This window comes from Paenibacillus sp. JJ-223, assembly GCF_927798175.1.
Lineage (GTDB): Bacteria > Bacillota > Bacilli > Paenibacillales > Paenibacillaceae > Paenibacillus > Paenibacillus hubeiensis.
The window spans coordinates 57,283-82,298 of sequence record NZ_CAKMMP010000011.1; the positions used below are offsets into that span (position 1 = coordinate 57,283).

Genomic DNA, 25,016 nt, shown 5'->3' on the forward strand with positions numbered 1-25,016 from the left:
TACTTTTAACGGGATCTTCACGGATCCCTGAATCATATCGAGGTGGATGAATGATGTTAAGTCCGAACTCAACGTTTTATCCCCGTCCCCTGGGGGTTACCGCCGCTGCTTCCTTGCCGCAATCGCCCTCGGCGCCGCTGGAAACAAGCAGGCAGCTCGTCAGGGCAGACGAGGCGGATGCAGCCTATTTCCGTTCGCTGGAGGAAGCCGGCATCCGGCTCAACGGGCCGCAAATTTCGGCTGTGCGCCACAACAAAGGCCCGCTGCTCACCCTCGCTGGTGCCGGCTGCGGCAAAACGACGGTGCTGGCAGCCAGAGCAGGCTACCTGATGGCGATTCACGGCGTGCACGCCGGCAGCATTCTGCTGGTGACGTTCACGAATAAAGCCGCAGCGGAGATGAAGGACCGCATCGCCTCCTTGCCCGGCATTCGCCCGGCAGCCGCAAGAGCGGTGCAGGCCCGTACGTTCCACTCCTTTGCGCTGACGCTGCTTCGCCACTACGGCACGCAAGAAGACATCTTCGGCGAACCAAGAGCCCAGCACACCGTGATCAAAATGCTTTTGCGCCAATATGGCATGAGTGAGGCATTCCAGCCAGAAAGCCTGCTTGCCATGCTGTCCGCCTGGAAAATGCAAGGCTCCGCAACGGCCGACCTCCCCGAAAAAACGCAGGAAGAACGCGACGCCAAACGTGTGCTGATCGGATACGAGGAATGGAAACGGGACCGGAACAAAATGGATTTCGACGATATTTTGCTGCGTGCCGCCGCCTTGCTCCGCGATCCGGCCGTCCTTGAGCCCTTGCAAAGGCGCTTCCAGTACATCATGGTCGACGAATTCCAGGATACGAATCATCTTCAATACGAAATCGTGCAGAAGCTGGCATCGGCGCATCGCAACCTGATGGTTGTCGGCGATGATGACCAGACGATCTATACCTTTAATGGCGCGAGGCAGGAATCGATTCTGGAGTTCGATAAAGTCTATCCCGGAGCACGCATCGTGACGCTGGACATCAACTATCGCAGCGATGCGCGCATCCTGGGGCTTGGGAGCGAGCTTGTTGCCCGCAACAAACGCAGGCGCCACAAAACGCTGCGAGCAGCCGGACATCGCGGTGACGCACCGCGCTTCGCAACGCCCTCAAATGCCGAGGAGGAAGCTGCCTGGGTCGTCGAGCAATTGTGCAGCCAGGTCGAGGACGGCATGTTCCGTTACCGCGACATTGCGATTCTTCACCGTACCGCGAGCAGCAGCCGGGCCGTTTTCGAGCAACTGGTATTGAAGGACGTGCCCTTCATTCAACATGGCGCATCCCCTGTCTTCTATGATCAGTCCTTGATCCGGCCGCTGATGGATCACCTGCGGTTGTCGCTCAACCCCCGTTCGGCGGAAGCACTCCCCAGCGCGCTCGGTCCGCTGTACGTATCCCGCGATGCCGGCTTGGAGTGGATTCAACGCTCCGAACAACAGCAGGCCAAGAAGTATCCGCTGATTCATCTGGCCAAATGGGATAAGCTGAAGCCTTTCCAGCAGGAACAAGTGAAGGAACGCATCAAGCTGATCAAATCGCTCAGCAAAATGAAACCGGTCTTTGCCGTTCAGGAAATGCGGCGCCAATTCTACGACAAATACATGGAGAGCGGAGACCCCAGCATATTTACGCATTACCGGGAAACGATGCTGGAGACGCTCGACGAATTCGAAGCGGCAGCCAAACGATTCGAAACCGTCGAAGAATTCATCGGCTTCGCCGACGAGCTGTCCCGCAGGCATAGGGAAATGGAAACATTGCGCCGGGCCGAGGACAGCGATGCCGTTCAGCTTATGACGATCCATCGTGCCAAAGGGCTCGAATTTCCCTGCGTGTATTGGATCGGCGCCAGCGAAGGCATCATTCCGCATAGCTCGGCCCTCCGGCAAGATTTGCCCGATGATCAAAAGGCCGCCCTCACCGTGCAGCAAACTGCTGCCGACCTGGAGCTTGCGATCGAGGAAGAACGGCGGCTTGCTTACGTAGCCGTAACGCGTGCCAAGCAGTACCTGTACGTGACTTCTCCTGCCAGCCACCACGGCAAACCTGCCGATGTGTCGCGTTTTCTGCTGGAGGCATTCGGCATCACCGTGCCGGACAAACGCAAAAACACGGATTCCGGAGCTTATGGCTCCTCGCATAGATCCTATGGCAACGGCTCCGCCTCTCCCACTCGCTCCGGAGCAGACTCCGGCAAAAGGGATATGATCCACAGGCGCAAAATCAACGGCGGCGATGCCGAAACACCGGAGTCAAAGGATCGCAGGCGAAGCGGGGAAGTACGCAATCACAAAGCCTACAGTACGCCAAGCGTCCGGCAGAACACGTCCTCCATTTCGGCATCCGCCACAGATAGTGGAACATCAAGCGACGGCGGACGCACGGAAGTTGTGGCGATCTGGAAATGCAGCTCGCCGACGTGCAAGGCGTGGCTGCGGCAGAAGACGGACACTCACTCCCGCAGCAGCTCCGGGCGCAGAACTGCCTCGGGTCCGCCTGCATGCCCCTTGTGCTCCGGCCCCATGGAGGCGGGCACACGCAGCGTTCCCGTTACCGGAAGGGATGCACGCTTCAGATAAACTATACAATGAGCTCAGGACGTTGCCCTTCCGTTCTCATTTCGTTTCATGACGCTTTCCGCTGTTTATTAACAGTGGAAAGCGTCTTTTTTCCATTTTTGAATGGAGGTTGAACGAGGATGGTCGAAAAAAAGCATTATTATGTATCGGTAACCCATAACCTCATCGAACAGTCCCGCAGCGAATCAACGCCTTTCGAAGTCGTCCTGGATGACGAAGAGCTGGCCAGGCTGGAGGAGCTGATGGATCTTGCGGAAAATGACGATGCCTACACGCTGCAACGCGCTCCCGTACCTTATAAGTCGGCTGATCACGATGATGCAAGTGAGCGGTTTGCAAATGGACTAGTCCTGCTGTACGCCTTTTTGCATCATCATGGAACGCTGCCGACCCGTCAGGCCATTGAAGAGATGAATGTGCTTGACCGTCTTCAGGATACAGACTATGACGACCCTGGTTATGAACAGTCACCGATGAACAAGTAGATTCCAGTCTATATCTAATAGTCCCAAGTGAATGCGTTTAGTCCAAACGAATTTCTTTTCCCTTCTCGGCAGACTCGTAAATGCCGCACAGCATTCTCGTCGAAGTCACGCCATCGGCAATGGGGCTGATCGGCTCCGTGCCGTTCAGACAGCAATCCACGAAATGGTCGATCTGGTTCTGGAACGCACTGTGAATATGAAGACCGGAATGATCCGTCTGCGGTTCGATGTTGAGGATCGTATTGTGTTTCTCCGCAACGATCAGCGTCTCCGGTTCGAGTTCGAGCCCCCCTCGCTCGCCGTACAGCTTCACATAGGTTTCATCCTTGCGAGCATGGAGCGTAAAGCTCACGTCCACGACGAGCGAAGCGCCGTTCTCGAATCGGATCATCGCGTTGGCCATATCCTCCACGTCGTTGACGGCTGAACTGTAATCGGCTGCTTTGTAAAAGGAAAGATGCTCTACGTTTGCCCGGTTGCCCAGCTTCCGGTACGTATTGCCGCTTACCGATATCGGTTTGGGCCTGCCCATCATGTACCAGCATTGGTCGATGATATGTACGCCCAGATCGATTAGGGGACCTCCGCCGGAGCGATTTTTGTCGGCAAACCAGCCTCCCGGATTCCCGTGCCTTCGGAGAAGGGAAGCCTTGGCGTAGTACAGTTCCCCGAACTCCCCGGCCTCCGCAAATCTGCGCAGCATCTGCATGTTGTTGTCATAACGCCGGACGAATCCGACGACGAGGGTGCAGCCGCTCTTCTTTACCGCCTCCTGAATGCGCAGCGCATCCACAACCGTGGTGGCAACCGGCTTTTCCAGCAAGACATGTTTTCCCGCTTCCAAAGCTGCGATGGCAAGATCGGCATGGGTATTGTTCCATGTGCAGATGCTGACGGCGTCCACATGAGGGTCTTTCAACATTTCACGGTAGTCGGTGTACACCGACTGTGCCTCGTATTTCTGCGCCGCTGCCGCAGCCCGCTGCTCGTTCAGATCGCAGATCGCATAGATCACGGCCTGTTCGTTCTGGGCATAGTATCTAAGATGAAGATCCGAAATGGAGCCTGTGCCAATCATGCCGATATGCAGCCTTTTGCCCGTATTCATCCTCGCGCTTCCTCCCTTATCCGTAATCAGGTTGTTCTAGTCTGCCCGCAGCATGCCTTCATATATGCCCGGCGTCGAATGTTCAATCGGAACGGCACCAAGGGTACGGGCGTAGAAATCCACTGGTCCTGCGGACCCGATAACGGCATAGGCATATCCTTCTGCACGCATGGCATGCATGCAAGCTAGCAATAAAGCCTTCCCTACTCCACGTCCCCGCGCTTGTTCGCCGACCCCTGTCGGGCCGAAAAAATTGCGGCAGGTTGCCTCATAACAGGCAAACCCGATCAATTTGCCATGCTCTATCGCAATATAGCAGGCTACAGGCTGGCGGGAAAAAGAAACGTCGCATTCGTCGGCCCAAGCCTGGCTGAAATGCGACTTCACCCAATCCAACACGACCTGCTTTTCCGGTGCAAGCGGCTTGCGAATGACGATGCCCTTTTGTCTTAACTCATCAAGCTCCTTGTCCTGTTCCGGCAATCGATACAGTGCAACCAGCATATCGCTCATCGTTCGCTTCTCCTCCGTTTTCGCCAACTCGATTGAGTTACCTCTATTCATGGAGCCTCGGCAGCTGCATTGGTTCAGGCGGATATCCCCAACCTAACCGTCAATGGATCAACCCTGCTCACTGCTTCCTATTTTACACAAAATATCCCATCGATTCACGTATATGTTAAGCAAAAATACGTCAAATCGCTCCTATTTTGTAACGCCTTCATACTTTAACGCTGGAAACTCATAAATAAGTGCAACACTCGGCAAAGAAGTCCCGTCTAGAGAGAATGAACGACCGGTCATTGATAAAATGTGCCAACGTCCATACAAGAATGAAAGGGATGATCAACAATGAACAACAACATGAAAAAAGTTAGCGCCCTGATGGTTCTCTCTCTGGCACTCGGTGGAGGGGCTGCCTATGCGGCTGAATTAAACAGCGGATCAGACGCGATCCCCGTGAGCAGCCAGGACATCGTTCAGAATACGGTTCAGGGTCAGGGCAAGGCCTTGAGTCCGGTAAAAGTCCATGTCAACGATACCGCCATCGCTGATGGATACTGGAATAAAGACGGAAAAACCCCCATGATCTCGCTGCGCGACCTTGCGGATGCGCTCGGCATTGAACTGACATGGAACAAGGAAAACAAATCCGCCGAATTAAGCAAAGGCAACCTGTGGACGATCGTTACGACAGGAAAAGACCAATATTCGTACAACAAAATGCTGTTGACCTTGGGAACTGCCCCTGAAATCACAAACGGCAAGATGTACATACCGGCAGCCTTCGCCGAGAAAGTGCTGCAAGCGCAAGTCAGCACAACGGGCAACCAGGTATCCATCACGTCGGAAGAGCAGGCCAAAACCATCATTGAGCGCGGCGTCATTACAAGCATCAACCAAAAAGACAAATACGCTTCCGTTCATATCGGCGGCGTCGGCACGTCAGGCATCGTACTCAACGTCGGCGAGGATACCGTGTATCAAACCGCTGATGGCAAAACACTGAAGCTGGGCGATCTGTCCATCGGCATGACTATTGAAGCAGAGCATGCAATCATCATGACCATGAGCCTGCCGCCACAAACTCCTACCTACCGCATCACCGTACTTGATCAAATGGATTCCAAATCGGAAAACTCCGAAGTTCTGGGTACCGCGGGCAAAATCGAACAAGTAACGAGCGAGGGCCATGCCGTTACGCGCATCGAAATTTCGGGCATCGGGCTGTCTGAGACCTCACAGGACCGCGTCATTCTAAACATCAATGAGGATACCCAAATTGTCGATCCTCAAGGAAAAACGCTGAAAGCTGACGTGCTGACCAAGGATGCCGCGATTATCGGATTTTACAGCCCACTTCTGACTCGCAGCCTGCCGCCGATCGGAACGGCTTGGAAACTTGTCGTGGATACGGAAGCTGACGGCACCAGCATGACCGACGGATTGCCGTCTCCGGCAGACAGAGCCGATGGGGCGGAAATTCAACCGAAGTAAGCTATAGTTTAAATGATGCCAAAAACCCTTATTCAGCATGTTCGTCATGCACGAATAAGGGTTTTTGGCGTTGATTTGCACCCTGCTTCAAATCAACGAAGCAAAAGATATGTGCATCCCGCCTGCCCCGCACTTGAGGCCGGAAATGATCGTTTGAGCCGTAATTCATATTGGCTGCGGCGGATTGCGACAGGTTACTCGTTCTCTTCGATGACGGCTTCCGCTTCAATCTCCACCATCAGCAATGGATCGATCAGCGCACTGACCTCGACCATCGTAGCGACAGGCTGGATTTGGCCAAAAAACTCGCCGTGTGCTTTTCCGATTTCCTCCCAGCGGGAAATGTCCGTCACGAACATGCGGGTCCGCACAACATGGGACAGATCGGCACCAATTTCCTTCAGGGCTTTTTCAATCGTCTGCAAAATGAAACGCGTTTGCGCATAAGGATCACCCGCGCCCACAACAACGCCATCCTGCATGGCGGTGGTTCCCGCCACTTCAATGCGGTTGCCGACACGGATTGCCCTGCAATATCCCACGAGCGGTTCCCATGGGGACCCCGTAAACACCTGCTGCCTGCTCATATTGTCACCCTCGCTTATTTGTCATTTTTCACCATTGTCGTTTCAATTATATCAGCATGTCCATGTGCCGAACAGCACGTAAAAAGCCTCTCGCCCACACGCCGAGTGCATCTTGATGGCGTTTGTGCGAAAGGCTTTTGTTCAGAAGCGGACAGGCCCGCTTTTCCGTAGCGGCACTGAGGCCGCAGTCCTCATTAGAGCTTGATGTTGGCTGCGTCGAAGTATTCTTCGAGCGTCAGGCCGCTTTTGACGACATCCGGAGCCAAATCTGTGCCGACATAGCGGATATGCCAAGGCTCGTACACATAACCGGTAATGCTCTCCTTGCCGTCCGGATAACGGATGACGTAACCATATTCGGCTGCATGTTCGGCCAGCCACTGGCCTTCCTTCGATTTGCCGAAGGACTCTTCCAGCACATTGCCCACGCTTGGGCTCGATACGTCAATGGCAAGACCGGTCTGATGTTCGCTTCGTCCAGGCACGGCGCTGACGCGGGAAGCATATTCTTCCCCTTTGGTTTTGACGTTGTTGTTGTAAATGGAAACCTGGCGCTCGTACGAACGATAGCCGGAAACGGCGCGGAGTTCAATGTCGTCCGCTTTTGCACCTGCAAACAGCTTCTCCAGCGCCTCAGCGGCTTCTTTGCGCATATGGCGCTTCTCATGCGGTCCGTCAAAGGAAAACGGCACGTTCGGTTCGACCAGATCATTCGGTTCATAGCCTTCCGGCAGGCTGCGCTGTTTGTTAACGATGACGGTCATCGCTTCGGCATTGGTCACGACGGATTGCCCGTCGATCGTATTCTGCAGGGCACTGACGCTGCGTTTCTCCATCAGGGCAGCTGAGACTGCGGTTTCTCCGCCCCCGCTGCCGCCTTCGGCAGCCTGTCCTTCGCCGGCAGAGGAATTCCCCTCGCCGTTTCCGCCGGTTTCAGCCGAAGCATCGCCGTTGCCAGCGGACGGTTGTCCATCACCGCCGTGATCCTCGGTAAAATGAACGGTCGTTCCGTCGGTTCCCTGCACGGTGTCCCCGCCTGCGTTCAGGCCCGCCTTGCCATCGGTGCCGGAACTGTCCTGACATGCGGTCAGCAGTGCCGCACATATCATGAAGGAAGACAGCATAACCACAATGCGGCGCTGTCTGCTGTTACTGTTTTTCATGTTATAACTCCTATCCTGTAATCAATTTGATGAATTCGAATGATGTCAAATCCCGGTCGGCGGACAAGCTTTTCCCCTTTTGAATTAGACGAACGAAGGAAAAGGCATGCATTCAGCCAAGCCGGTTCACGGGGAAACGGCAACACCTTGCGGTCTGCCTTCCCCTGCGACAGTATACCTTAAAAGAACGCGAACCTCCACCGGCAATGCCATCCTTGAGAGGTTTTCTCCTCTCATCATGGCGTACGGACGGCCGTATGGGTCCGTTTTCGGCCTTTTAGGGCATCCCCTGGTCCAATGCGAACAAGCGGGGATGCATTCGCATCTCCCGCTTCGTTTAACCCCGATATCACGTCTTTGCCTTGCTGTCCTTCTGCGGCCGGACAGCCTGCCAGAGCCGCGCGGCGACCCGCTCGCGGATCAGAGCCAGGCCTGCTGCCGCCGGCTTGCCCGGCAGCAGCGCTTCCAGCTGCGGCAGTGCCGGGGGCTTGCCCGGCTCGGCCAGCTGCACCTGCACGGCGCCGAAGCCCGGCCCGGGCTGGTGCAGCGCGCCGTCAGCGGCTGCCTCGGCGATCCACTCGCCGACGGCCGCGCCGCCTTCGCCGCCGCGCGCCTGCGGGCGGCCCGCCGTCTCCGCGGCGCGGCTGGCGCCGTTTGGATCATCGGCCAGAGCTTCGGCCCATGATCCAAACACGCCGGCGAGCAGCGCTTCGCGCGGCAGGCCGGCCTGCGCCAGCTGCTGCAGCGGCTCAGCCGCGCAGCGGGCCGGGGCGGCGCGCACGGCGGCGGCCGCATGGGCGCAGCCCGCGCGGCCGCAGGTGCACGCGCCGGCCTCGGGCGCCGCCGGCAGCAGCCCGGCGAGCTCTGCCGGGGCCGGGCCGCCGCGCAGCAGCGCGTACAGCGCCTGCGGGCGCCGACGCAGCTCGGCCAGCAGGGCGGCGCGGGCGCCGGCGTCCAGATGCGCCTGCACGACCGTCACCGTGAACGGGCCGGCGCCGGAATCCGCCAGGTCCGGCTCCGCTCCAGTTGCCTGCATCCCGGCATGATGCCCGGATGCGGGGCTTACTTCCGCCGTCCACGCTCCGGGAGCGGAAGACGGCTGCATCTGCAGTTGCACGTTCCATTGATCGCTCACGTCCATCCCCCTTTCGCTTCTTTGATCCCGAGCCGACTGCCCGGGTCCTGTTCTACAGCCAGGTCTCTCCCTGGAGCGAGATCAGGCCGCGCAGTTCCTCGTCCGACATCTCGGTCAGCCAGTTCTCGCCGGAGCCGACCACCTGCTCGGAGAGCGCCTTTTTGCTCTCGATCAGCTCATCGATGCGTTCCTCCAGCGTTCCTTGGCAGATCAGCTTGTGAACCTGCACGTTGCGATTCTGTCCGATCCGGAACACGCGATCCGTTGCCTGGTTCTCCACGGCCGGGTTCCACCAACGATCATAATGGATAACATGGCTTGCCCGGGTCAAGTTCAAGCCGACGCCGCCTGCGCGAAGCGAGAGCACAAACAGGGAGGGTCCTCCCCCCTTCTGGAACGTATCGACCATTTCGTCCCGCTGAGCCTTCGAAACGCCGCCGTGCAGGAAATAAGGCTCTTCCTCGTACCTTTGAGCCAAACGCGACACGAGCAGCTCGCCCATAGCGACGTACTGGGTAAAGATCAACGCGGACTCTCCGTTGTCCCGTATGGCATCGATCAGCTCCAGCAGGCGTTCCATTTTGCCCGACGCCTCGTTCTTGGCATGGTCTTTACGCTGGCTATCGATCAGCACCGGATGGTCGCAAATTTGCTTCAGCTTCGTGAGCGAAGACAATACGATCCCTTTGCGAGCTATGCCGCCCCGACCGTCCAAACCGCCCATCAGCTCATCGACTACCCGCTGGTACAACACGGCCTGTTCCGGCGTAAGGGAGCAGTATGACTTCAGTTCCAGCTTCTCCGGCAAATCCTTGCGGATATCCGGGTCGCTTTTGAGCCTGCGCAGCATGAACGGGGACACCAAACGGTGCAGTTCTCGCAATGCCGCGCTGTTCTCTTCCGCTGTGCCCGCACCGGAGTAGCGCTGACGGAACGACGTCGCCGTGCCCAAATATCCCGGATTAAGAAACTGGAAGATGGACCATAACTCGCTCAGCCGGTTTTCAACAGGCGTGCCTGTCATCGCGATCCGATGCGGCGCGGACAAACGCATGACGCTCTGCGCCTGTTTGGTGCGGTAATTTTTGATATACTGCGCTTCGTCCAGCACAACGGTGGACCAATGCAGGGAAGCCAAATCCGGGCCGTCCCTGCCTGCCAGGTGATACGTGGTCAGCACGATGTCATGCCCGCCGGCCTCTGCCCGGAATGCTTCCCCATGCAGACGCTGTCCGCCATGATGAATGTAAAGGGACAAATCGGGGGCAAAGCGTTTCAGTTCGCGCTGCCAGTTCCCCAGCAGGGATGTCGGACAAACGATCAATGCAGGCGAACCCTCCTGCCCGGAAAAGGCTGAATCCGTCCGTTCCTTCAGCCCATCGTCACCCATACCAAGATTGTCCTGCTCATTCGCTTCCTCAGCCGCCATCTGTTTCTCTTCGTGTTTCAAATCGAGCAGGCAGGTGATCACCTGAATGGTCTTTCCAAGCCCCATGTCGTCTGCGAGACATACGCCGAAGCCAAGCTCGCGCATGGCCGACAGCCATTGATACCCCCGTTCCTGATAAGGACGAAGCTCCCCGTGCAGCTCTTCGGGCACCGTGCGGGGTTCAATGCTGCGCAGCACTTGCCCGTCGAGCAGGAAGGACAGCAGGCCTTCCGATTCCGCCCCGAATACGGACAATCCTTTCCATGCGGCGTCTTCTCCTTCTCCGGCGACCAGATGCAGCCATTCGGAAAGAGGCATGTACTGCTCTTCTTCTTTTTTCATGTATCGCAGCACCTGGCGAATTTCCTTGGTATCCACTTCGATCCATTCGCCGCGGAACATGATATAAGGCACGGTCGCTTCCGCAAGCGCGGCCAGCTCCTCTGCCGTTACCGGTTTGCCGTCGAGCATCGGCTCCGCCTTGAAAGCCACCAGCTGCTCCATGCCAAGCGCTGAAGGCGAGCCGGGCGCCCGTTCAGTCCCGGAACCGAGCATCTGCAGGCGCAGGCCCGCCCGCCGTTTGCCGGAACGCGTCCAACGGGAAGGCATGAGCACCGTCACGCCCGCTTTTTGCAGCCGCGGCACGCCATGCGTCAAAAATTCGAAAAAGACGAACGGCTCCAGCTCGATTTTTTCCGGATACGGCCGCAGCAAAGCGGCCTCCAGTTCGTGGGCCAGCTCCCCCGCACGCCCGAGCGCCATCAAAAACTGCTCCGCGATGGACGGGTAGGTAATCCTGCCCCGATGAAGATCCTTCTCAGGATGCGCCCATACGGCCTTTGCCGGCAGCCTGATTCCCGGCTCCTGCACGCTCTCTGCCCAAAACGTAATGCCCCATGACGATTCCTGGTCGCCCAGCGGCGGCTCCAGACGAAGAGCGAGCTTCAACTCGCCCTCGTTCTGAACCGGCTCTTCGCTGCGCACCACCGGCATCATCGTACCGCCCGCCTCCTGAACGGTATCGATGAACTCGGCCATTTCCTCTGTCGAGCCCTGCACCGTTACCGGACGGAACATGGAAATCAGGCTATTCCACCACAGCTCGCTCACCGGTGAAATTCCCCGCCGGAACGGCGTGCGGTAGCGGGACATTTCACTATCCATGCCTTCAAGCTCTTTCGTGACGAAGGCGTTAATCATTCCGCTCATAAAAGAATACAGTACGGCCGCCGCTGCTTCCTGGCGCGTTTCCGGCTCCATCGAGGCATATACTCCCGGAGCCGACAAACCGATGGGCGGCATCGCTTCCGCCAATTCGCGGAAACGTTCCGCGTCCGCCTTCTGCACGAGACGCGGTCTCCAAATCCCCGTCAGCGTTTCCTGGCCGGAACGGCGTCTGGCTCCCGTTTTGGCTGCAAATTCGGCAGACGGCGCAATTTCCCCGCGCAGCAGGAGCTCCTGCGCAAACCTCGCGGCCTTGACCCAATAGGCAAGCTCTTGCCCGGGTTGGATGCCCGCTGCGTTCAGAATGCTTTCGTCATAATGAAGCAACAGCTTGAATGTATCCCTCGGCGAAACAGCCAAACCTTCCAACGTGCGGCCGAGCAGCTGTCGACGCCTCGTTCCCTTTGCTTCCGACGCATTCCTCATCGGATTCGGCCAGCGCAGCTCTGCCAGGCGCAGGGCGGCAGGCTGAAGCAGACGACCCCCGTCGCCGAAGCTCAGCCTTCTCACCACATGACTCCACGCGTCCACGCGCGGCTCCGATGTTTCTCCGGAAAAACAAAAAAATACGTCACCAAGCCATACTCCATACAACGATTGCATCATTACAGTCTCCCGTCATTCCTTTGCATTGTTACTCTCCATCATATACGAAAATGCCTGGATTTAAAAACCTCTACAAACAAAAAAACAGATTTGGCCCCCTCTCCATGGCTTACAACCATATCGGCAGCATTTTGTTGCCGCCCCACTTACCCCAAAAAATAAATGCCCCTTCCCGGTCGGGAGAGGAGCATCGCTAGGTTCATATGTGGTATCCGGTCTGATTTTTGAAAATTCTCTCTATGCGTTCGGCAGGTTATGCGTTCGGCAGGTCGCCCAGAATAACGTCCAAATCGAGAATGCCCGCTTCATGATCCTCCGCGTGCGCGATTCCCTTAAACGCTCCCTTCATGTAGCGATTGTACTTCTCCGACGGCTCCACAATCTCTTTGTAGGAAACGATGGAATCCACGGAATCCACGATAAGCGGCACGTTTGCTCCTTGATAAGGGACAACGATGATGCGGTTCGAAGACGTGGTTTCATCTTCGGGAATGCCCAGCAATGCACGCAAGCTGACCACGGAGACCACTTTGCCGTACAGCGTTGCAAACCCTTTTACCGCGCCGGTGTTGAACGGGCTTGAGGTGATCGGGACCATTTTAATGACCTCATGCACTTGGTGAATCGGCAGCGCGCAGACCTGTTCTCCCACGGAGAAATGGATATACTGAATTTCGTCATTCATAAGTTGTCCATACCCTTTCGGATTTCGTAATTATGTAGCGTAATACTTCTGGCCTTAACGGCTTTGCTTCCAAAACCCTGGACGCTTTCTATAGTATAAAGCAGTTACTGTTAAGGTGAAGTCTACCATACCCGTTCTCAAAATCAAGACTGAATTGTCGGTTTTTGGCGCCGTTTTGTACAAGGGCCTATGGTCAAGTCCCTCACGAGTCAGCATGCTTCTAAACCAATTGCAAATCGCATGCCCTCATCAACATTCGGCAGAATCCGCATCTGGCATTCTGCGATTTAGACAATCCCCCGGATTTCCTCCAAATCGCATACCTTTTCCTGCAGCATCCACTGCTCAAGCTCCCGCACCAGTTCCGCTCCTGCGCGCAAACGAACAAAATTATGCGTTCCCACCTGGACCGCGTTTGCGCCTGCCATGACGAATTCGATGATATCCTCGGCGGACCGGATGCCTCCCATGCCGATCACGGGAATCGATACGGCCCGCGCCACCTGATGAACCATGCGGAGGGCAATCGGTTTAATGGCCGGCCCCGATAGCCCTGCATAAGTATTCGCAAAGACGCTTCGGCGTCTGCGCACATCGATTTTCATCGCCGAAAACGTATTGATCAACGAAACCGCATCGGCGCCCTCTTCCTCGCACATGGCTGCCATCCGCGCGATATTTTCGGCTTGGGGCGACAGCTTGACCATCAGCGGAAGGGACGTCGCATTCCGGACTTGGCGGACGACATCCCGGGCCGTCTCGGTCTGAATGCCGAACTGCATGCCTCCCTCTTTGACGTTGGGGCAAGAGATGTTCAGCTCCAGCATGTCCACGCCTCTGCGTCCTGTCGCGCCGCGCTCCTTCGCGTTTTCCGATATCATCGTGACGGCCCGAACGTACTCCTCCGGATCGGAACCACCCACATTGGCAATCACCGCCGTGTTCCAGCGGGTCATCTCATCCAATTCATGCTCCAAAAATGCGGATACGCCGGGATTCTCCAACCCTACGCTGTTGAGCATGCCGGAAGCCGTCTCATGAATCCGCAGGCCCGAATTGCCCGGCTTGGGATGCAAGGTCAGCCCTTTGCCGACGATGCCTCCCAAAACGTCCAGAGGGTAGAACCTCTCATACTCTCTTCCAAAGCCAAACGTTCCCGATGCCATCACCACCGGGTTTTTCATAGCTACCCCTGCAATGTTACATGCCAAAGAACTCATGCAGTCCCACCTCCCCGATTGGAAAAACCGGACCTTCCTTGCATACCCTGCGGTTGCCCGCGGCAGTATGGATCGTGCATCCGAGACAGGCACCGATCCCGCATGCCATATGCTGTTCAACGGAAATATACAGCCTTGCCGGCGTATTCGCCGTTTTGCGGGCAAGCGCCCCTAGCATCGGGGCCGGTCCACAGGCAAACATGTTCGCATAATGTGCCGGATCAACCCGTTCGATGATACTTCCCCCGATTTGAACGGCTACGGACAACGATGCTGCCTCGAATGCTTCAACGCCGAAAGCTTGCTCCGCGAATCCCAGATACACGTGGGCATCCGGATATCGTTTGGCGGCAAGCAGCAGCGGAGCGGTTCCCATTCCCCCGCCGATCAGCGCCAAACTTCCGTCCACTTGCGGAAAACCGTTGCCGAATGGTCCCTCCAGGTCCAATTCCTCCCCTGGCTGCATCCGGGCAAATATGCGCGTCCCTTCGCCAACCACCCGATACAAAAAGGAAATGTGCTCCTTCGCGATATCATATATGCTGATCGGCCTCGCAAGCAGCGGGAAACCGTGCCGGCCGCGCAGCATATAAAACTGCCCCATCCTGCCCTCGAAGCTCCCTTCTACCTTCATAACATGAACATCCGGCACAATCGCCTCATTGGAAATCAACTTCGCCATACCATCCCTCCCCATTAACCACCCACTATATCGCATAACCGGCCAAGTTTACGTGACCTTCCTCATAAGTGAACACCGTTCACCGATCCAATACGTTCCTTACATCATTCGACATCTCTTGCTACAACCAGGTCCAAAGGCGGGTCCGTTATTTTTCTCTCATGGGACAACGGCAACTTCCCATTTTTCTGTGGATAACACTCAAATTCACTCTGCTTGTCCCCATATCACTCGGAAAAACGCTATATTTTTGTATCAATAACCCCAGATTGTGAATAACTTGTGCACAATTACCCACAACCTGTGAATAAACCTGTTGATATATGTGCATATGTATTTAAATCATGTGCATAACCTGTGTATTTGTTCTCTAAGTTATCATCGACATATTATAAGAAACTAGGCTAAAAGCCCCTTCTTCTTCTTTTACATCGCCTCAGCCTCCAGAACATAAAAAAACGATACGATCAATAACCAAAAAACCGTCCAGCGCATAACGCGAACGGTTTTCCTTGCTAATACAAATGGCACGCCACCTGACGGCCCGGGGAAATCTCCCGCAGCTCCGGAATCGCAGAGCGGCATTCTTCTTTGACATAAGGACAACGGGGATGAAACGTGCAGCCAGTTGGCGGATTCTCAGGATTGGGCACGTCGCCGCCCAGTACGATGCGGTCTTTTTTTGCTTCGGGATCAGGAACAGGGACGGCAGACATCAACGCTTTGGTATAGGGATGGAGCGCCTCGGAGAACAGCTCTGCCGTAGGCGCAAGCTCAATGACTTTGCCAAGGTACATGACCGCCACGCGGTCGCTGATGAATTTAACGACGGACAAGTCATGCGAGATGAACATATAGGTCAGGCCGAACTGTTCCTGCAGGTCTTGCATGAGGTTCAATACCTGGGCCTGTATGGATACGTCCAGCGCCGACACAGGCTCGTCGCATACGATGAACTTCGGATTGAGCGCCAGCGCGCGCGCAATGCCAATCCGCTGCCTTTGCCCGCCCGAGAATTCGTGCGGAAACCGATGGGCTTGATATGGGGATAACCCGACGACTTCCATCAGCTCTTCGATCCGGGTTTTCAGTTCGTTTTTTCCCAGCTTGTGATGGGTCAGCAATGGCTCCTCCAGCGTACGCTGCACGGTCCAACGCGGATCAAGCGATGCATACGGGTCCTGGAACACCATCTGCATATCGGTGCGGAAACGCCGCAATTGCTCCGGTGCCAGCTTGCGCACGTCCTTTCCTTCGAAGAACACCTCGCCGTCCGTCGGTTCGATCAAACGCAGAATGGCACGTCCCGTCGTTGATTTGCCGCAGCCCGATTCACCCACCACAGCAAGCGTCTCGCCACGTTCCACAGTCAAGGTTACGCCGTCCACGGCTTTTACCGCGCCGACCTGTTTCGATAACAAACCTTTACGGATCGGATAATGCTTTTTCAGATCGCGAACTTCCAAAATGGCGCTCATTGCAATCCCCCTTCCTGTTGAAGCAAACAACGGCAGCGGTGTCCGGGTACGGTTTCCAGCAATTCGGGCTGCACCCGTTCACACCGCTCTTCCCTCACCGGGCAACGCGGAGCGAAACGGCAGCCTGCAGGCATCTGTGCCGGATTCGGAACCTGCCCCGGGATAGAAGAAAGCCTGTCCTGATCGCCGGCGAGCTGCGGCAACGAAGCCAGAAGCCCGCGGGTGTACGGATGCTTCGGATCGGAGAACAACGTCTTGACATCGGTCTCTTCGACCACTTGTCCCGCATACATCACCATGACTCGGTCGCACATTTCGGCTACGACACCAAGGTCATGGGTGATCATTACAATCGCCATGTTCTCGGTCTGTTGCAGTTCGCGCATCAGATCGAGGATCTGTGCCTGAATCGTCACGTCGAGTGCCGTGGTCGGTTCATCGGCGATCAGCAATTGCGGATTGCACACCATGGCCATGGCAATCATGACCCGCTGGCGCATGCCGCCAGACAACTGATGCGGATATTGGTCCGCGATTTTCTCGGGACGGGGAATCCCCACTTTGCGCAGCATGTCGACCGAGCGTTCCCAGGCTTCTCTTTTGCCCAGTTTCAGGTGATACCGCGCCGACTCCGATATTTGCTTGCCAATCTTGAACACTGGATTCAGCGAGGTCATCGGTTCCTGAAAAATCATCGCCATCCGGTTACCCCGGATCTTCCGGATTTCCCGACCGGACAGTTTAAGCATGTCCTTGCCCTGAAAGCGAACCTCGCCGGAAGCGACGCGGCCGATGCGTTTGGGCAGAAGTTGCATGATCGACAACGAGGTAATGCTTTTGCCGCAACCTGATTCGCCGACAATGCCCAGCGTCTCTCCCTGACGCACAGACAAGCTCACCCCGTCCACGGCGCGAATAACTCCTCGGTCCGTGATGAATTCCGTTCGCAGATCCGCCACTTCGAGCAGTGCAGTCATGTTATTCCCCTCCCAATTCGATGATGAAATGCTTAATGATGACGAAGATACGATTTATGACGAAGAAACTTTCGAGGCTGCAGATACGGACCGATCCGAATCTTGCATGCCTTCGACGCCGAGATATTTGAGCGCACTAAGCGCGTACACCTTGGCACACTGGATAATTTGCCATACCGGCGCCTTTTCGTTGAAATTATGGATGGTCGACAACTCGGCAGGGCCGTATTGCAGTACAGGAATGTTGTGGTTGCGGAAATGACGCGCATCGCTCGAAGCCCATTGCAGCACGCCGTATGCTTCTTCGCCACTCACCTTTTCAATGCTCTCGACCAGTTGGCTTACGATCGGTTCATGCGGTGGAGTCCAGTTGGCGTTTCCTTGAAAACCGAACGGCTTCAGCTCCGATTCGATGCCTGCTTCGAGCAGCAGGGAGCGAGCCCGGTCCAGAACGTCACGGTAATCAACGCCGAACGGTACCCGCGAATCCACTTGCACCGTGCAGCGATCAGCCACCACGTTGACTTTGGTACCGCCCGTAATGGTTCCGATGTTCACCGTCACGTGATCGAATACCTGATAAGCCAGCCCCGCCTGCTCTCGTTCCTTCGCATAATGCTGCGAAATGCCGATGATCTCTTTCACTTCTTCCGGGATGTTTGGTTTGATATCCCACAACCGCTGCAGCGCCTCGATGCCTTTCGCCGCCTTTACGATGGCGTTCTCGCCCACGACCGGAGACAAGCTGCCATGGCCTGGCGTGCCTTCCACCGTAAATTCGAACCAGCAGCTGCCCTTCTGTCCGATCGTCGGATGCTGTGGACTGGACGGTTCGGCAATGACAGCCGCCGTTCCGGTGGCAAGCCCGCGTTCCAGTACCCAAGGCACCCCCAGATCCCCGCCGGTCTCCTCGTCCGGCACGATCATGAGCGACAGATCACCGCGAAGCGGTACGCCCAGCTTGGCCAGGATTGCTGTGGCGAATATCAGGCCGGCCAGCCCGCCTTTCATGTCAGAAGCTCCGCGTCCAAGCATGTACCCGTCCCGAATTTCGCCGCAGAACGGATCGAAATCCCAACGGGATAAATCGCCCGCAGGAACAACGTCCGTGTGACCACAGAAGATCAGATGTTTTCCTTCATCCCCTTCGCCTGTGCCCTTCAGCGTGGAGACCAGGTTCAGCATCGTTTCCGTTGCTGCGTGCACCTTGGTGCCGATCCCGGCCTGATGCAGGTATTCGATGATAAACGCGCTAATTTCCCGGGAATCTCCCGGCGGGTTTTCGGTCGGGAACTGAATGAGCTTGGAGCACAGCTCAAGCAACTCGTCCTGATTTTCCTCGATCGCATCCAGCACTTTCTTTTTCCAATCCATCATGGTCAGGCTCCTCTCCGTATTTCCGATATGGTTATGCAAGCAAGGACATGCGGCAAATGGTCGGAAGACAGGCTGTCCGCCTGTCTCCCGTCCGCTTTCGTTGCCCTTCTTATTCGCCTTTGCTAAGCGGATAGAAGCGCAGCACTTCATCCGGGTAATACACGTATCCGCTGATCTTGTTGTTCATGCCCACGACGCGATTGTACTCGTACAAGTACGCCCAAGGCGCTTCCGTTGTAATGATTTCCTGCGCCTTTCCGTACAGTTCGTTACGTTTATCCGCATCCGGCTCGGCACCGGCTTCCTCCCACAGCTTGTTCACTTCCGCATTGTTGTAGTGAATATAGTTGGAGGAACCTTCGCCATAGAGCAGGAAGCCGAGATGGTAACCAGGATCATTGACAAAGGAGGTCCATTTGGAAATATAAGATACCAGGTTGCCTTCTTTTTGCTGTTCAAGGAACTGCGCACGCGCCACCTTGTTGATGTTCATCGTGACGCCGATTTTGGCAAGCTCGGCCTGAATCAATACGGCGTCGTATTCCCAATCGTCAAAGCCCGAGCCCAGCGTGAAGTCAAAACTGAATCCGTCTGCATATCCGGCTTCGGCCAGCAATTGTTTGGCTTTGTCGAGATTGTATTCGTAGACGTAACCCGCATCCGTGTATCCCGGCGTATTGCTCGCCACTGCACTCTTCATCGTTTTGGCTTGTCCATACATGACGTCATTGATCAGTTGGTCATAAGGAATGGCGTATGAGATGGCCTGCCGCACCTTTTCGTTGTCGAACGGCTTTACATTGTTATTCATTGCAAAGAACAGAATTCGGTTACTCGCATTGGAGGCAATCGTTAGATCGCTGTTTTCCTGCAAGGCCGTTACGTCTTTGGGAGGAATTTCAATCGCCATATCCACGTCGCCCTTGTTCAGCAGCAGTACCCGGTTGGACGCTTCTTTCGTGAATTTCAGCGTGACTTTGCCCAGCTGAGGCGCTCCCTGCCAGTAATCGTTGTTGGCTTGGAATACGGCCTCGCTCGCCGGATCCCACTTTTCGAGGGAGAATGGTCCGGAACCGGCCGCATTGGTCTTGAGATATTCATCACCTTTCTCCTCGACCAGCTTTTGGTCCACGATGGAGAAGGTGTACATGGCAATGATTTGGGTAAACATGTGGTTTGGCTTGTTCAGCGCGATTTCGACGGTCGAATCGTCGATCTTGGTCACGCTTTTGATATCGGCCATGCCGTACAGAAAGCTGCCCGAGCTTGAATTTTTCACCCGTTCAAATGAATATACGACCGCATCCGCGTTCACCGGATTTCCGCTTTGGAACGTCACGCCGCTTTTGAGCTTGAATGTGTACGTCGCGTTGTCGTCAGACACGTCCCAGCTCTCCGCCAACATCGGCTGGATGTTCTCGGTATCGGCCACTTCTCCGCCATCGACCGTTTTCACCCCGTAAGTGACCAACTGATCATAAGTAGCGAGTACCAGCGTATCCGAGGTTAAATCGTTGGCTTCTGCCGGATCCATCGTTGTTCCGCCCTCTGAATAAGCCACTGTCAAGGTTGGTGCGGGTTTTGTTGTCTCTCCCGTGCCCGTTGCTGCCGGTTGCTGGTTCGCATTGCTGGCACAGCCGCTGAGCACGACGGTAAGGGCAATCATTGCAGAAAACCATTTGCGTTTGTTCATGTCTGTTTCCTCCCCATTTGGACCATCTCTTGATTGGACTGCAGCCAGGCCGGATTCGCGGGTCACGCCCGCATCCCAATCCTGGCTGCATTACAGCAGGTTGAATTCTCTCTACGCCTTTATGTTTAAAACTGTGAAGCGTTGTTGCGGTGCTTAAATAGAGTAAGAGGTTATACACCTCCCCGCTCCATCCTCGCAGAGCCCCAGTCGTGGTTCCGGATGTATGCCTCGAAGACTCTCGTTTGATTATTGTCACTCCCCCAATGAAACAGCACACCCTAGGATAGGGAAGAGAGGGGATGTATCTGCTTCAATGCGCTAGTGGCATAAGATCAACGATGGACTTTGAAGGATGATGAGTCGGACGAGCAGCTTCCTTCTTCATATCACCACTTCCAAGCGCAAGTCTCCAACATGCATATCAACCGGTACAATCCACGTCTTGAAATTCATATTCAACGAGCAAGGTTCAGGGACTTCAAGCAGGTCCAAGCAAGCAGCATGTTGCGAACCCGCGATAAATCCCCTCTATCTGCCCGAACGCAACCTTGGGTCCAATACATCCCTAAATCCGTCTCCCAGCAAATTGAAGCCTAAAATCGAAGTTGCAATGGAGAGACCCGGGAAAGTCACCAGCCACCATTGACCGGAAATAATGTATTCGCGGCCTTCCGAGATCATCGCGCCCCACTCGGCCGTTGGCGGCTTGACGCCGAGCCCCAGGAAACTGAGGCTTGATGCGGTCAAAATCGCGAAACCCATCCCGAGTGTGGCCTGCACAAGCAAGGGTGCAAGCGCGTTGGGCAAAATGTGGCGGAACAGGATCGTCCGATCCTTCACCCCGATGGCCCGGCTGGCTTCGACGTATTCCTTCTCGCGCAGCGATACCGTCTGCCCATACATCAGTCTGGCGAACTCGGGAATGCCGACAACGCCGACGGCGATCATTGCGCTGGTCAAACCGTTACCCATGGATGCTGCAATCGCCATCGACAGGACCAAGGAGGGGAACGCCAGCAGTACATCCATCAGCCGCATAATGATGTTCCCCATCCGACCGCCATAATAGGCAGCGATTCCGCCGAGCGGAACGCCGATCAGAAACGAAATGCCGACGGCGATCAGGCCCGTCCATATGCTGATGCGTGCTCCATGGAGCACGCGGCTCAGAATATCGCGGCCGTAATTGTCCGTTCCGAACCAATGCTCGCCGGAAGGGGACTGCAGCTTAACCGCAGTGTTTGTTGCGTAAGGATCATATGGCGCGATCCAAGGGGCGACAGCCGCAATCACCGTCCACATGACGATAAAGGTCAGGCCTACGACCGCAAGCCGATTGCGCAGCAGCAGCCGCAGAAAGGTTTTGGGTTTGGCAGCGGCTTCTTGTACCGGCTTTGAACTTCCCAGTGTTGTTGGCGCAGCAGTATTCACAGCGGGTATCCTCCTTTCACGGCATCTTTATTCATAACGAATTCGCGGATCAATCAGGCCGTAGACCAGATCAACGATCAGATTGATGCAACAGAACAGGATCGCACTGACGAGTGTAAAAGCTTGAATCGGCGCGTAATCCGCAGCCAGAATCGAGTCTGTGACGTAACCGCCTAGCCCGGGCCAGGAAAAAATCGTTTCTGTAATGACCGCTCCGCCCATCAATCCGCCAAATTGAAGGCCAAGCACCGTCAACGTCGGAATCAGGGCATTGATCAAGGAGTGCCTGCCCACGACGGAAGCCTCGCTGAGCCCCTTTGCTCTCGCAGTCCGTACGTAATCCTGCCCGACGACTTCCAGCATGCTTGAACGGGTCATGCGGGCCACGATGGCCATCGTGCCCGTGCTCAGGCAAATCGCCGGAAGCAACAAATGGGCCAAGCTGCTTTTCAATGCAACGATGTCACCACTGAGCAGGCTATCCAGTACGTACATCCCGGTAATATGGGTCGGCGGATTCAGGTCGCCGCTGATGCGGCCCATCGGTGCAGGTGCCCAACCGAGAATCGAATAGAAAATGTAGATGAACAGCAGACCCAGCCAAAAAATCGGTACACAAGCACCAATCAACGAAAATACTCTGGAAATGTGATCGATGAAGGATTCCTTTTTCGTAGCCGCTATAATGCCCACCGGAATGGCGACGCAAATGGCGATCACGATGCTGGCCAGCGTCAGCTCAATCGTTGCCGGGAAGCGCGAGGCGAAATCGCTCGCTACCGTATGGCCCGTGTGATAGGCGAAGCCCAGATCGCCCTGAAGCAGCTGCCATACATAAGTAAAAAACTGTACGAATAACGGTTGGTCCAGCCCCATGTCTTGCCGAATCCGGTTAATAACGTCATCGGTCGCTTGTTCCCCGGCCATCACGAGCGCGGGGTCCCCGGGCAGCACCCTGGACAGAATAAACGTAATGACTACGATGCCCAGCAGTGCCGGGATCATCTGCAGCAACCTTCGGACCGTATAAGCTAACAATCGATCAACCCCTTTACCTCTGTTGTCCTCACTTTGCTGTCATGTTGTGTCGAGCAGACAATGTCATGTCAAGATTCCCGCCATTATCGTCTCTTCTTTAGTAATTGTGCTTATTTTACATAGATTCAGAGGGTCGAACTACGTCCAATTCAGCTAAAAAAATGCACAACCGTTTGTCGGCTGTGCACTAATATCATCGCTTTATGTCACATTTAATAACACCAATGAATCTAATGACCATCTTGCACCCTTTTCACAGGTAGCCTCGCTCTACATATACATTTTCCATATCATCCAGTTACAGGTTGTTCACAGTTCCTCCTGTCCTTGCCGGAGATAGTGGTATACGAGACACAGGTGGCACACGAATTGCTCACGAGGGTGATTCAGGTCAAATCCGACAATGTCCCTGATGCGTTCCAACCGATATTTGACCGAATTCCGATGGATGTAGAGCCTGCTTGCCGTCTCCATCAGACTGCCGCGACTCTCCAAATAGTAGAACAAGGTGCGGAGCATGTCGCCGCCATGTTCCTCATCATATTGACGCAACTTGCCCAACTTTCGCTCGAATAACGCCTCATAACCGGGGGCCGATGCCGTCGTTTCGCCAAGCAGATGATACGCCTCGACGTCTTCAAACCGCGTTGTAGTGGACGTGCATAGTTTCTCCGAGACCCTTAATGCATTTCGTGCTTCGCCATAACTTTGATGCATGTTCCATAGATACACCCTGCTGCCGATCCCTGCCCGGAAAGTCCCGAGCCGGTGGGAAGTGTCTTCCATCCAGCTTGTAATCGTCTCGCTCCAGGTCGCATCTCCCTCTTCATCGCGCCCATGCTGCATATACTCAGGCGTCGGCAGAAACAACACGGCACGGTTCGAGCGAAACTCGATATGCGGCGCAACACCCCGTCGCCGCGCTTCGCGATCCAACAGGGTGGCCAACAACTCCTCGTCCGGTTCCGCTTCTCCTTCGATGACAGCCACTTCCCAGATATGCCCGGGATTCATACCCAACTTGCGCCCTCTCGTTTCCGCTTCATGCCTCGACAGCATAGGCGGAGTCATCAGCTCGTCGATAAAATTACCCCTGAGACGCAGTTCGGTGTCTTCGGCAACCTTATTCCGCATCAACTCCAGAGACAGGACAAGCCTCGCCTGTTCGATCACCACTTGTTCCATGTCATCCAGCGCCTGCTTGTCCACCAGCAACCGAGCAACTCGGCGCCGATCCACGTTAATTTCCCAAGCAAGCAGCGATTCGTCCGATTTCTGCCAATCATGATCCGGAGGAGATGATACGATCGTCCGCCCGGCATTGTCCAACACCTCAACAGGGGCCTGCAGCAGGTCAGCAATATTGTCACCAACCGCTTGAATGCCGCTGTTCTCCAGCACCATTGTGGTCAGCGTCCGGTATACTTCTTCCGAGCGCCGGAGCAGCGCCGCTTGCCGATCGAGAACCAGCTCCATCACAGGTTGAGTAATGTCCATATAGGGAATTTCCGGCGGAATTTCGATGATGGGCAGGCCACACGCATTGCTTGCCTCTATGGCCTCTGCCGGGATTTCTTTAAGAAATCGGGCCGGTTTGATGGCTAGCGCTGCGGCACCTGCCTCGTTCATCGTATGAACCAATTCGCCCAAGATAGCTGGATCATGCCGGATGGAATAAGCCGTCGTCAGCAACAGAACACCCTCTCTCAGCCATCCCTTTAAATCAGGCACCTCCATAATGTCCACAAACCTTACAACCCGATCCAATCCTTGACTGCCGCTGATGATTTTTGCTTTCCCCAGAATCGATATGTGGAGTAATTCCCGCAAAGTAACCCCTGTTGTTCTCAAGTCAATCGCCCCCTGATCCGGAATGGACACCTTTTGATGTTAACTTTTATTACTTATACCTCAAATTTTCATGTAAGTGTACCAGACTCATGATGCAAACAAAAAGGGAATATATGTTATATGAAATATAAGAACACAGTTTCAATGAAAATCATAATGATTTTCACGTTGTTATACGCATTATCAAACATTGAAAATAATTTTTCCCGTGCGACACTTTTACTCGGAATAATA

The 25,016-nt window shown here is 55.2% G+C and carries 19 protein-coding genes; 3 read left to right on the top strand and 16 right to left on the bottom strand.

The annotated features are described in order from the left end of the window. The first annotated feature begins 53 nt into the window (after positions 1-53). Positions 54-2,615 carry a UvrD-helicase domain-containing protein gene (locus tag L6H98_RS19185; RefSeq protein ID WP_236417767.1) on the top strand — a complete coding sequence of 854 codons (2,562 nt, stop codon included), beginning with the start codon at positions 54-56 and terminating at the stop codon, positions 2,613-2,615. A 119-nt stretch (positions 2,616-2,734) separates the two neighbouring features. Beyond that, on the top strand, positions 2,735-3,100 hold the full coding sequence (locus tag L6H98_RS19190) for a hypothetical protein (RefSeq protein WP_236417502.1): 366 nt from the start codon (positions 2,735-2,737) through the stop codon (positions 3,098-3,100). Between the two features lie 37 nt (positions 3,101-3,137). On the opposite strand, the gene L6H98_RS19195 is transcribed toward L6H98_RS19190, so the two are convergent. Together L6H98_RS19195 and L6H98_RS19200 are read right to left on the bottom strand one after the other, a co-directional pair. Next, a complete protein-coding gene (locus L6H98_RS19195) occupies positions 3,138-4,208 on the bottom strand; it encodes a Gfo/Idh/MocA family oxidoreductase (protein WP_236417503.1) in 1,071 nt (356 codons plus the stop codon). A gap of 36 nt (positions 4,209-4,244) precedes the next feature. Further along, a complete protein-coding gene (locus L6H98_RS19200; RefSeq protein WP_236417504.1) occupies positions 4,245-4,721 on the bottom strand; it encodes a GNAT family N-acetyltransferase in 477 nt (158 codons plus the stop codon). A 339-nt stretch (positions 4,722-5,060) separates the two neighbouring features. On the opposite strand from L6H98_RS19200, the gene L6H98_RS19205 reads away from it, so the two are divergent. Continuing rightward, a complete protein-coding gene (locus L6H98_RS19205; protein ID WP_236417505.1) occupies positions 5,061-6,206 on the top strand; it encodes a copper amine oxidase N-terminal domain-containing protein in 1,146 nt (381 codons plus the stop codon). Positions 6,207-6,400: 194 nt separating this feature from the next. Here the strand turns inward: L6H98_RS19205 and L6H98_RS19210 are convergent, their stop codons facing one another. The 14 genes from L6H98_RS19210 to L6H98_RS19275 form a co-directional block, all read right to left on the bottom strand. Next, complete coding sequence (locus L6H98_RS19210) at positions 6,401-6,793, bottom strand: RidA family protein (protein WP_236417506.1); 393 nt, start codon at positions 6,791-6,793, stop codon at positions 6,401-6,403. A gap of 194 nt (positions 6,794-6,987) precedes the next feature. After that, the gene (locus tag L6H98_RS19215) at positions 6,988-7,956 is read right to left on the bottom strand and encodes a M15 family metallopeptidase (RefSeq protein ID WP_236417507.1); all 969 of its coding nucleotides are present in this window, start codon (positions 7,954-7,956) and stop codon (positions 6,988-6,990) included. Positions 7,957-8,305: 349 nt separating this feature from the next. Next, entirely contained in the window at positions 8,306-9,091 is a 786-nt protein-coding gene (locus tag L6H98_RS19220) for a hypothetical protein (protein ID WP_236417508.1), read from the bottom strand. A gap of 52 nt (positions 9,092-9,143) precedes the next feature. Further along, positions 9,144-12,350 carry a DEAD/DEAH box helicase gene (locus L6H98_RS19225; RefSeq protein WP_236417509.1) on the bottom strand — a complete coding sequence of 1,069 codons (3,207 nt, stop codon included), beginning with the start codon at positions 12,348-12,350 and terminating at the stop codon, positions 9,144-9,146. Between the two features lie 253 nt (positions 12,351-12,603). After that, positions 12,604-13,035, bottom strand: coding sequence for a chemotaxis protein CheW (locus L6H98_RS19230; protein ID WP_236417511.1), 432 nt, complete (start codon positions 13,033-13,035; stop codon positions 12,604-12,606). 287 nt (positions 13,036-13,322) lie between these two features. After that, complete coding sequence (locus tag L6H98_RS19235; RefSeq protein ID WP_236417513.1) at positions 13,323-14,255, bottom strand: dihydroorotate dehydrogenase; 933 nt, start codon at positions 14,253-14,255, stop codon at positions 13,323-13,325. Beyond that, positions 14,236-14,937 carry a dihydroorotate dehydrogenase electron transfer subunit gene (locus tag L6H98_RS19240; RefSeq protein ID WP_236417515.1) on the bottom strand — a complete coding sequence of 234 codons (702 nt, stop codon included), beginning with the start codon at positions 14,935-14,937 and terminating at the stop codon, positions 14,236-14,238. Before L6H98_RS19240 ends, L6H98_RS19235 begins: the two co-directional genes overlap by 20 nt. 515 nt (positions 14,938-15,452) lie before the next feature. Then, entirely contained in the window at positions 15,453-16,415 is a 963-nt protein-coding gene (locus L6H98_RS19245) for a dipeptide ABC transporter ATP-binding protein (RefSeq protein WP_236417516.1), read from the bottom strand. Next, positions 16,412-17,392, bottom strand: coding sequence for an ABC transporter ATP-binding protein (locus L6H98_RS19250; RefSeq protein WP_236417519.1), 981 nt, complete (start codon positions 17,390-17,392; stop codon positions 16,412-16,414). Before L6H98_RS19250 ends, L6H98_RS19245 begins: the two co-directional genes overlap by 4 nt. A 54-nt stretch (positions 17,393-17,446) precedes the next feature. Beyond that, positions 17,447-18,769, bottom strand: a complete 1,323-nt coding sequence (locus tag L6H98_RS19255; protein ID WP_236417521.1) for an ArgE/DapE family deacylase — start codon at positions 18,767-18,769, stop codon at positions 17,447-17,449. Between the two features lie 109 nt (positions 18,770-18,878). Beyond that, a complete protein-coding gene (locus L6H98_RS19260) occupies positions 18,879-20,462 on the bottom strand; it encodes an ABC transporter substrate-binding protein (RefSeq protein ID WP_236417523.1) in 1,584 nt (527 codons plus the stop codon). A gap of 528 nt (positions 20,463-20,990) precedes the next feature. Beyond that, positions 20,991-21,893: an ABC transporter permease gene (locus tag L6H98_RS19265; RefSeq protein WP_236417525.1), complete on the bottom strand. Its 903-nt coding sequence runs from the start codon at positions 21,891-21,893 to the stop codon at positions 20,991-20,993. Between the two features lie 27 nt (positions 21,894-21,920). Next, complete coding sequence (locus L6H98_RS19270; RefSeq protein WP_236417527.1) at positions 21,921-22,931, bottom strand: ABC transporter permease; 1,011 nt, start codon at positions 22,929-22,931, stop codon at positions 21,921-21,923. A 309-nt stretch (positions 22,932-23,240) separates the two neighbouring features. Continuing rightward, positions 23,241-24,782, bottom strand: a complete 1,542-nt coding sequence (locus L6H98_RS19275; RefSeq protein WP_236417529.1) for a PucR family transcriptional regulator — start codon at positions 24,780-24,782, stop codon at positions 23,241-23,243. Between the last annotated feature and the right edge of the window lie 234 nt (positions 24,783-25,016).

Excerpts from the sequence above, each read along its gene's own strand:
- L6H98_RS19185 (WP_236417767.1), top strand. The coding sequence starts at position 54 with ATGTTAAGTCCGAACTCAACGTTTTATCCCCGTCCCCTGGGGGTTACC.
- L6H98_RS19195 (WP_236417503.1), bottom strand. The coding sequence starts at position 4,208 with ATGAATACGGGCAAAAGGCTGCATATCGGCATGATTGGCACAGGCTCC.
- L6H98_RS19230 (WP_236417511.1), bottom strand. The coding sequence starts at position 13,035 with ATGAATGACGAAATTCAGTATATCCATTTCTCCGTGGGAGAACAGGTC.
- L6H98_RS19190 (WP_236417502.1), top strand. The coding sequence starts at position 2,735 with ATGGTCGAAAAAAAGCATTATTATGTATCGGTAACCCATAACCTCATC.
- L6H98_RS19235 (WP_236417513.1), bottom strand. The coding sequence starts at position 14,255 with ATGAGTTCTTTGGCATGTAACATTGCAGGGGTAGCTATGAAAAACCCG.
- L6H98_RS19255 (WP_236417521.1), bottom strand. The coding sequence starts at position 18,769 with ATGATGGATTGGAAAAAGAAAGTGCTGGATGCGATCGAGGAAAATCAG.
- L6H98_RS19260 (WP_236417523.1), bottom strand. The coding sequence starts at position 20,462 with ATGAACAAACGCAAATGGTTTTCTGCAATGATTGCCCTTACCGTCGTG.
- L6H98_RS19200 (WP_236417504.1), bottom strand. The coding sequence starts at position 4,721 with ATGAGCGATATGCTGGTTGCACTGTATCGATTGCCGGAACAGGACAAG.
- L6H98_RS19210 (WP_236417506.1), bottom strand. The coding sequence starts at position 6,793 with ATGAGCAGGCAGCAGGTGTTTACGGGGTCCCCATGGGAACCGCTCGTG.
- L6H98_RS19215 (WP_236417507.1), bottom strand. The coding sequence starts at position 7,956 with ATGAAAAACAGTAACAGCAGACAGCGCCGCATTGTGGTTATGCTGTCT.
- L6H98_RS19205 (WP_236417505.1), top strand. The coding sequence starts at position 5,061 with ATGAACAACAACATGAAAAAAGTTAGCGCCCTGATGGTTCTCTCTCTG.
- L6H98_RS19250 (WP_236417519.1), bottom strand. The coding sequence starts at position 17,392 with ATGACTGCACTGCTCGAAGTGGCGGATCTGCGAACGGAATTCATCACG.
- L6H98_RS19245 (WP_236417516.1), bottom strand. The coding sequence starts at position 16,415 with ATGAGCGCCATTTTGGAAGTTCGCGATCTGAAAAAGCATTATCCGATC.
- L6H98_RS19225 (WP_236417509.1), bottom strand. The coding sequence starts at position 12,350 with ATGATGCAATCGTTGTATGGAGTATGGCTTGGTGACGTATTTTTTTGT.
- L6H98_RS19240 (WP_236417515.1), bottom strand. The coding sequence starts at position 14,937 with ATGGCGAAGTTGATTTCCAATGAGGCGATTGTGCCGGATGTTCATGTT.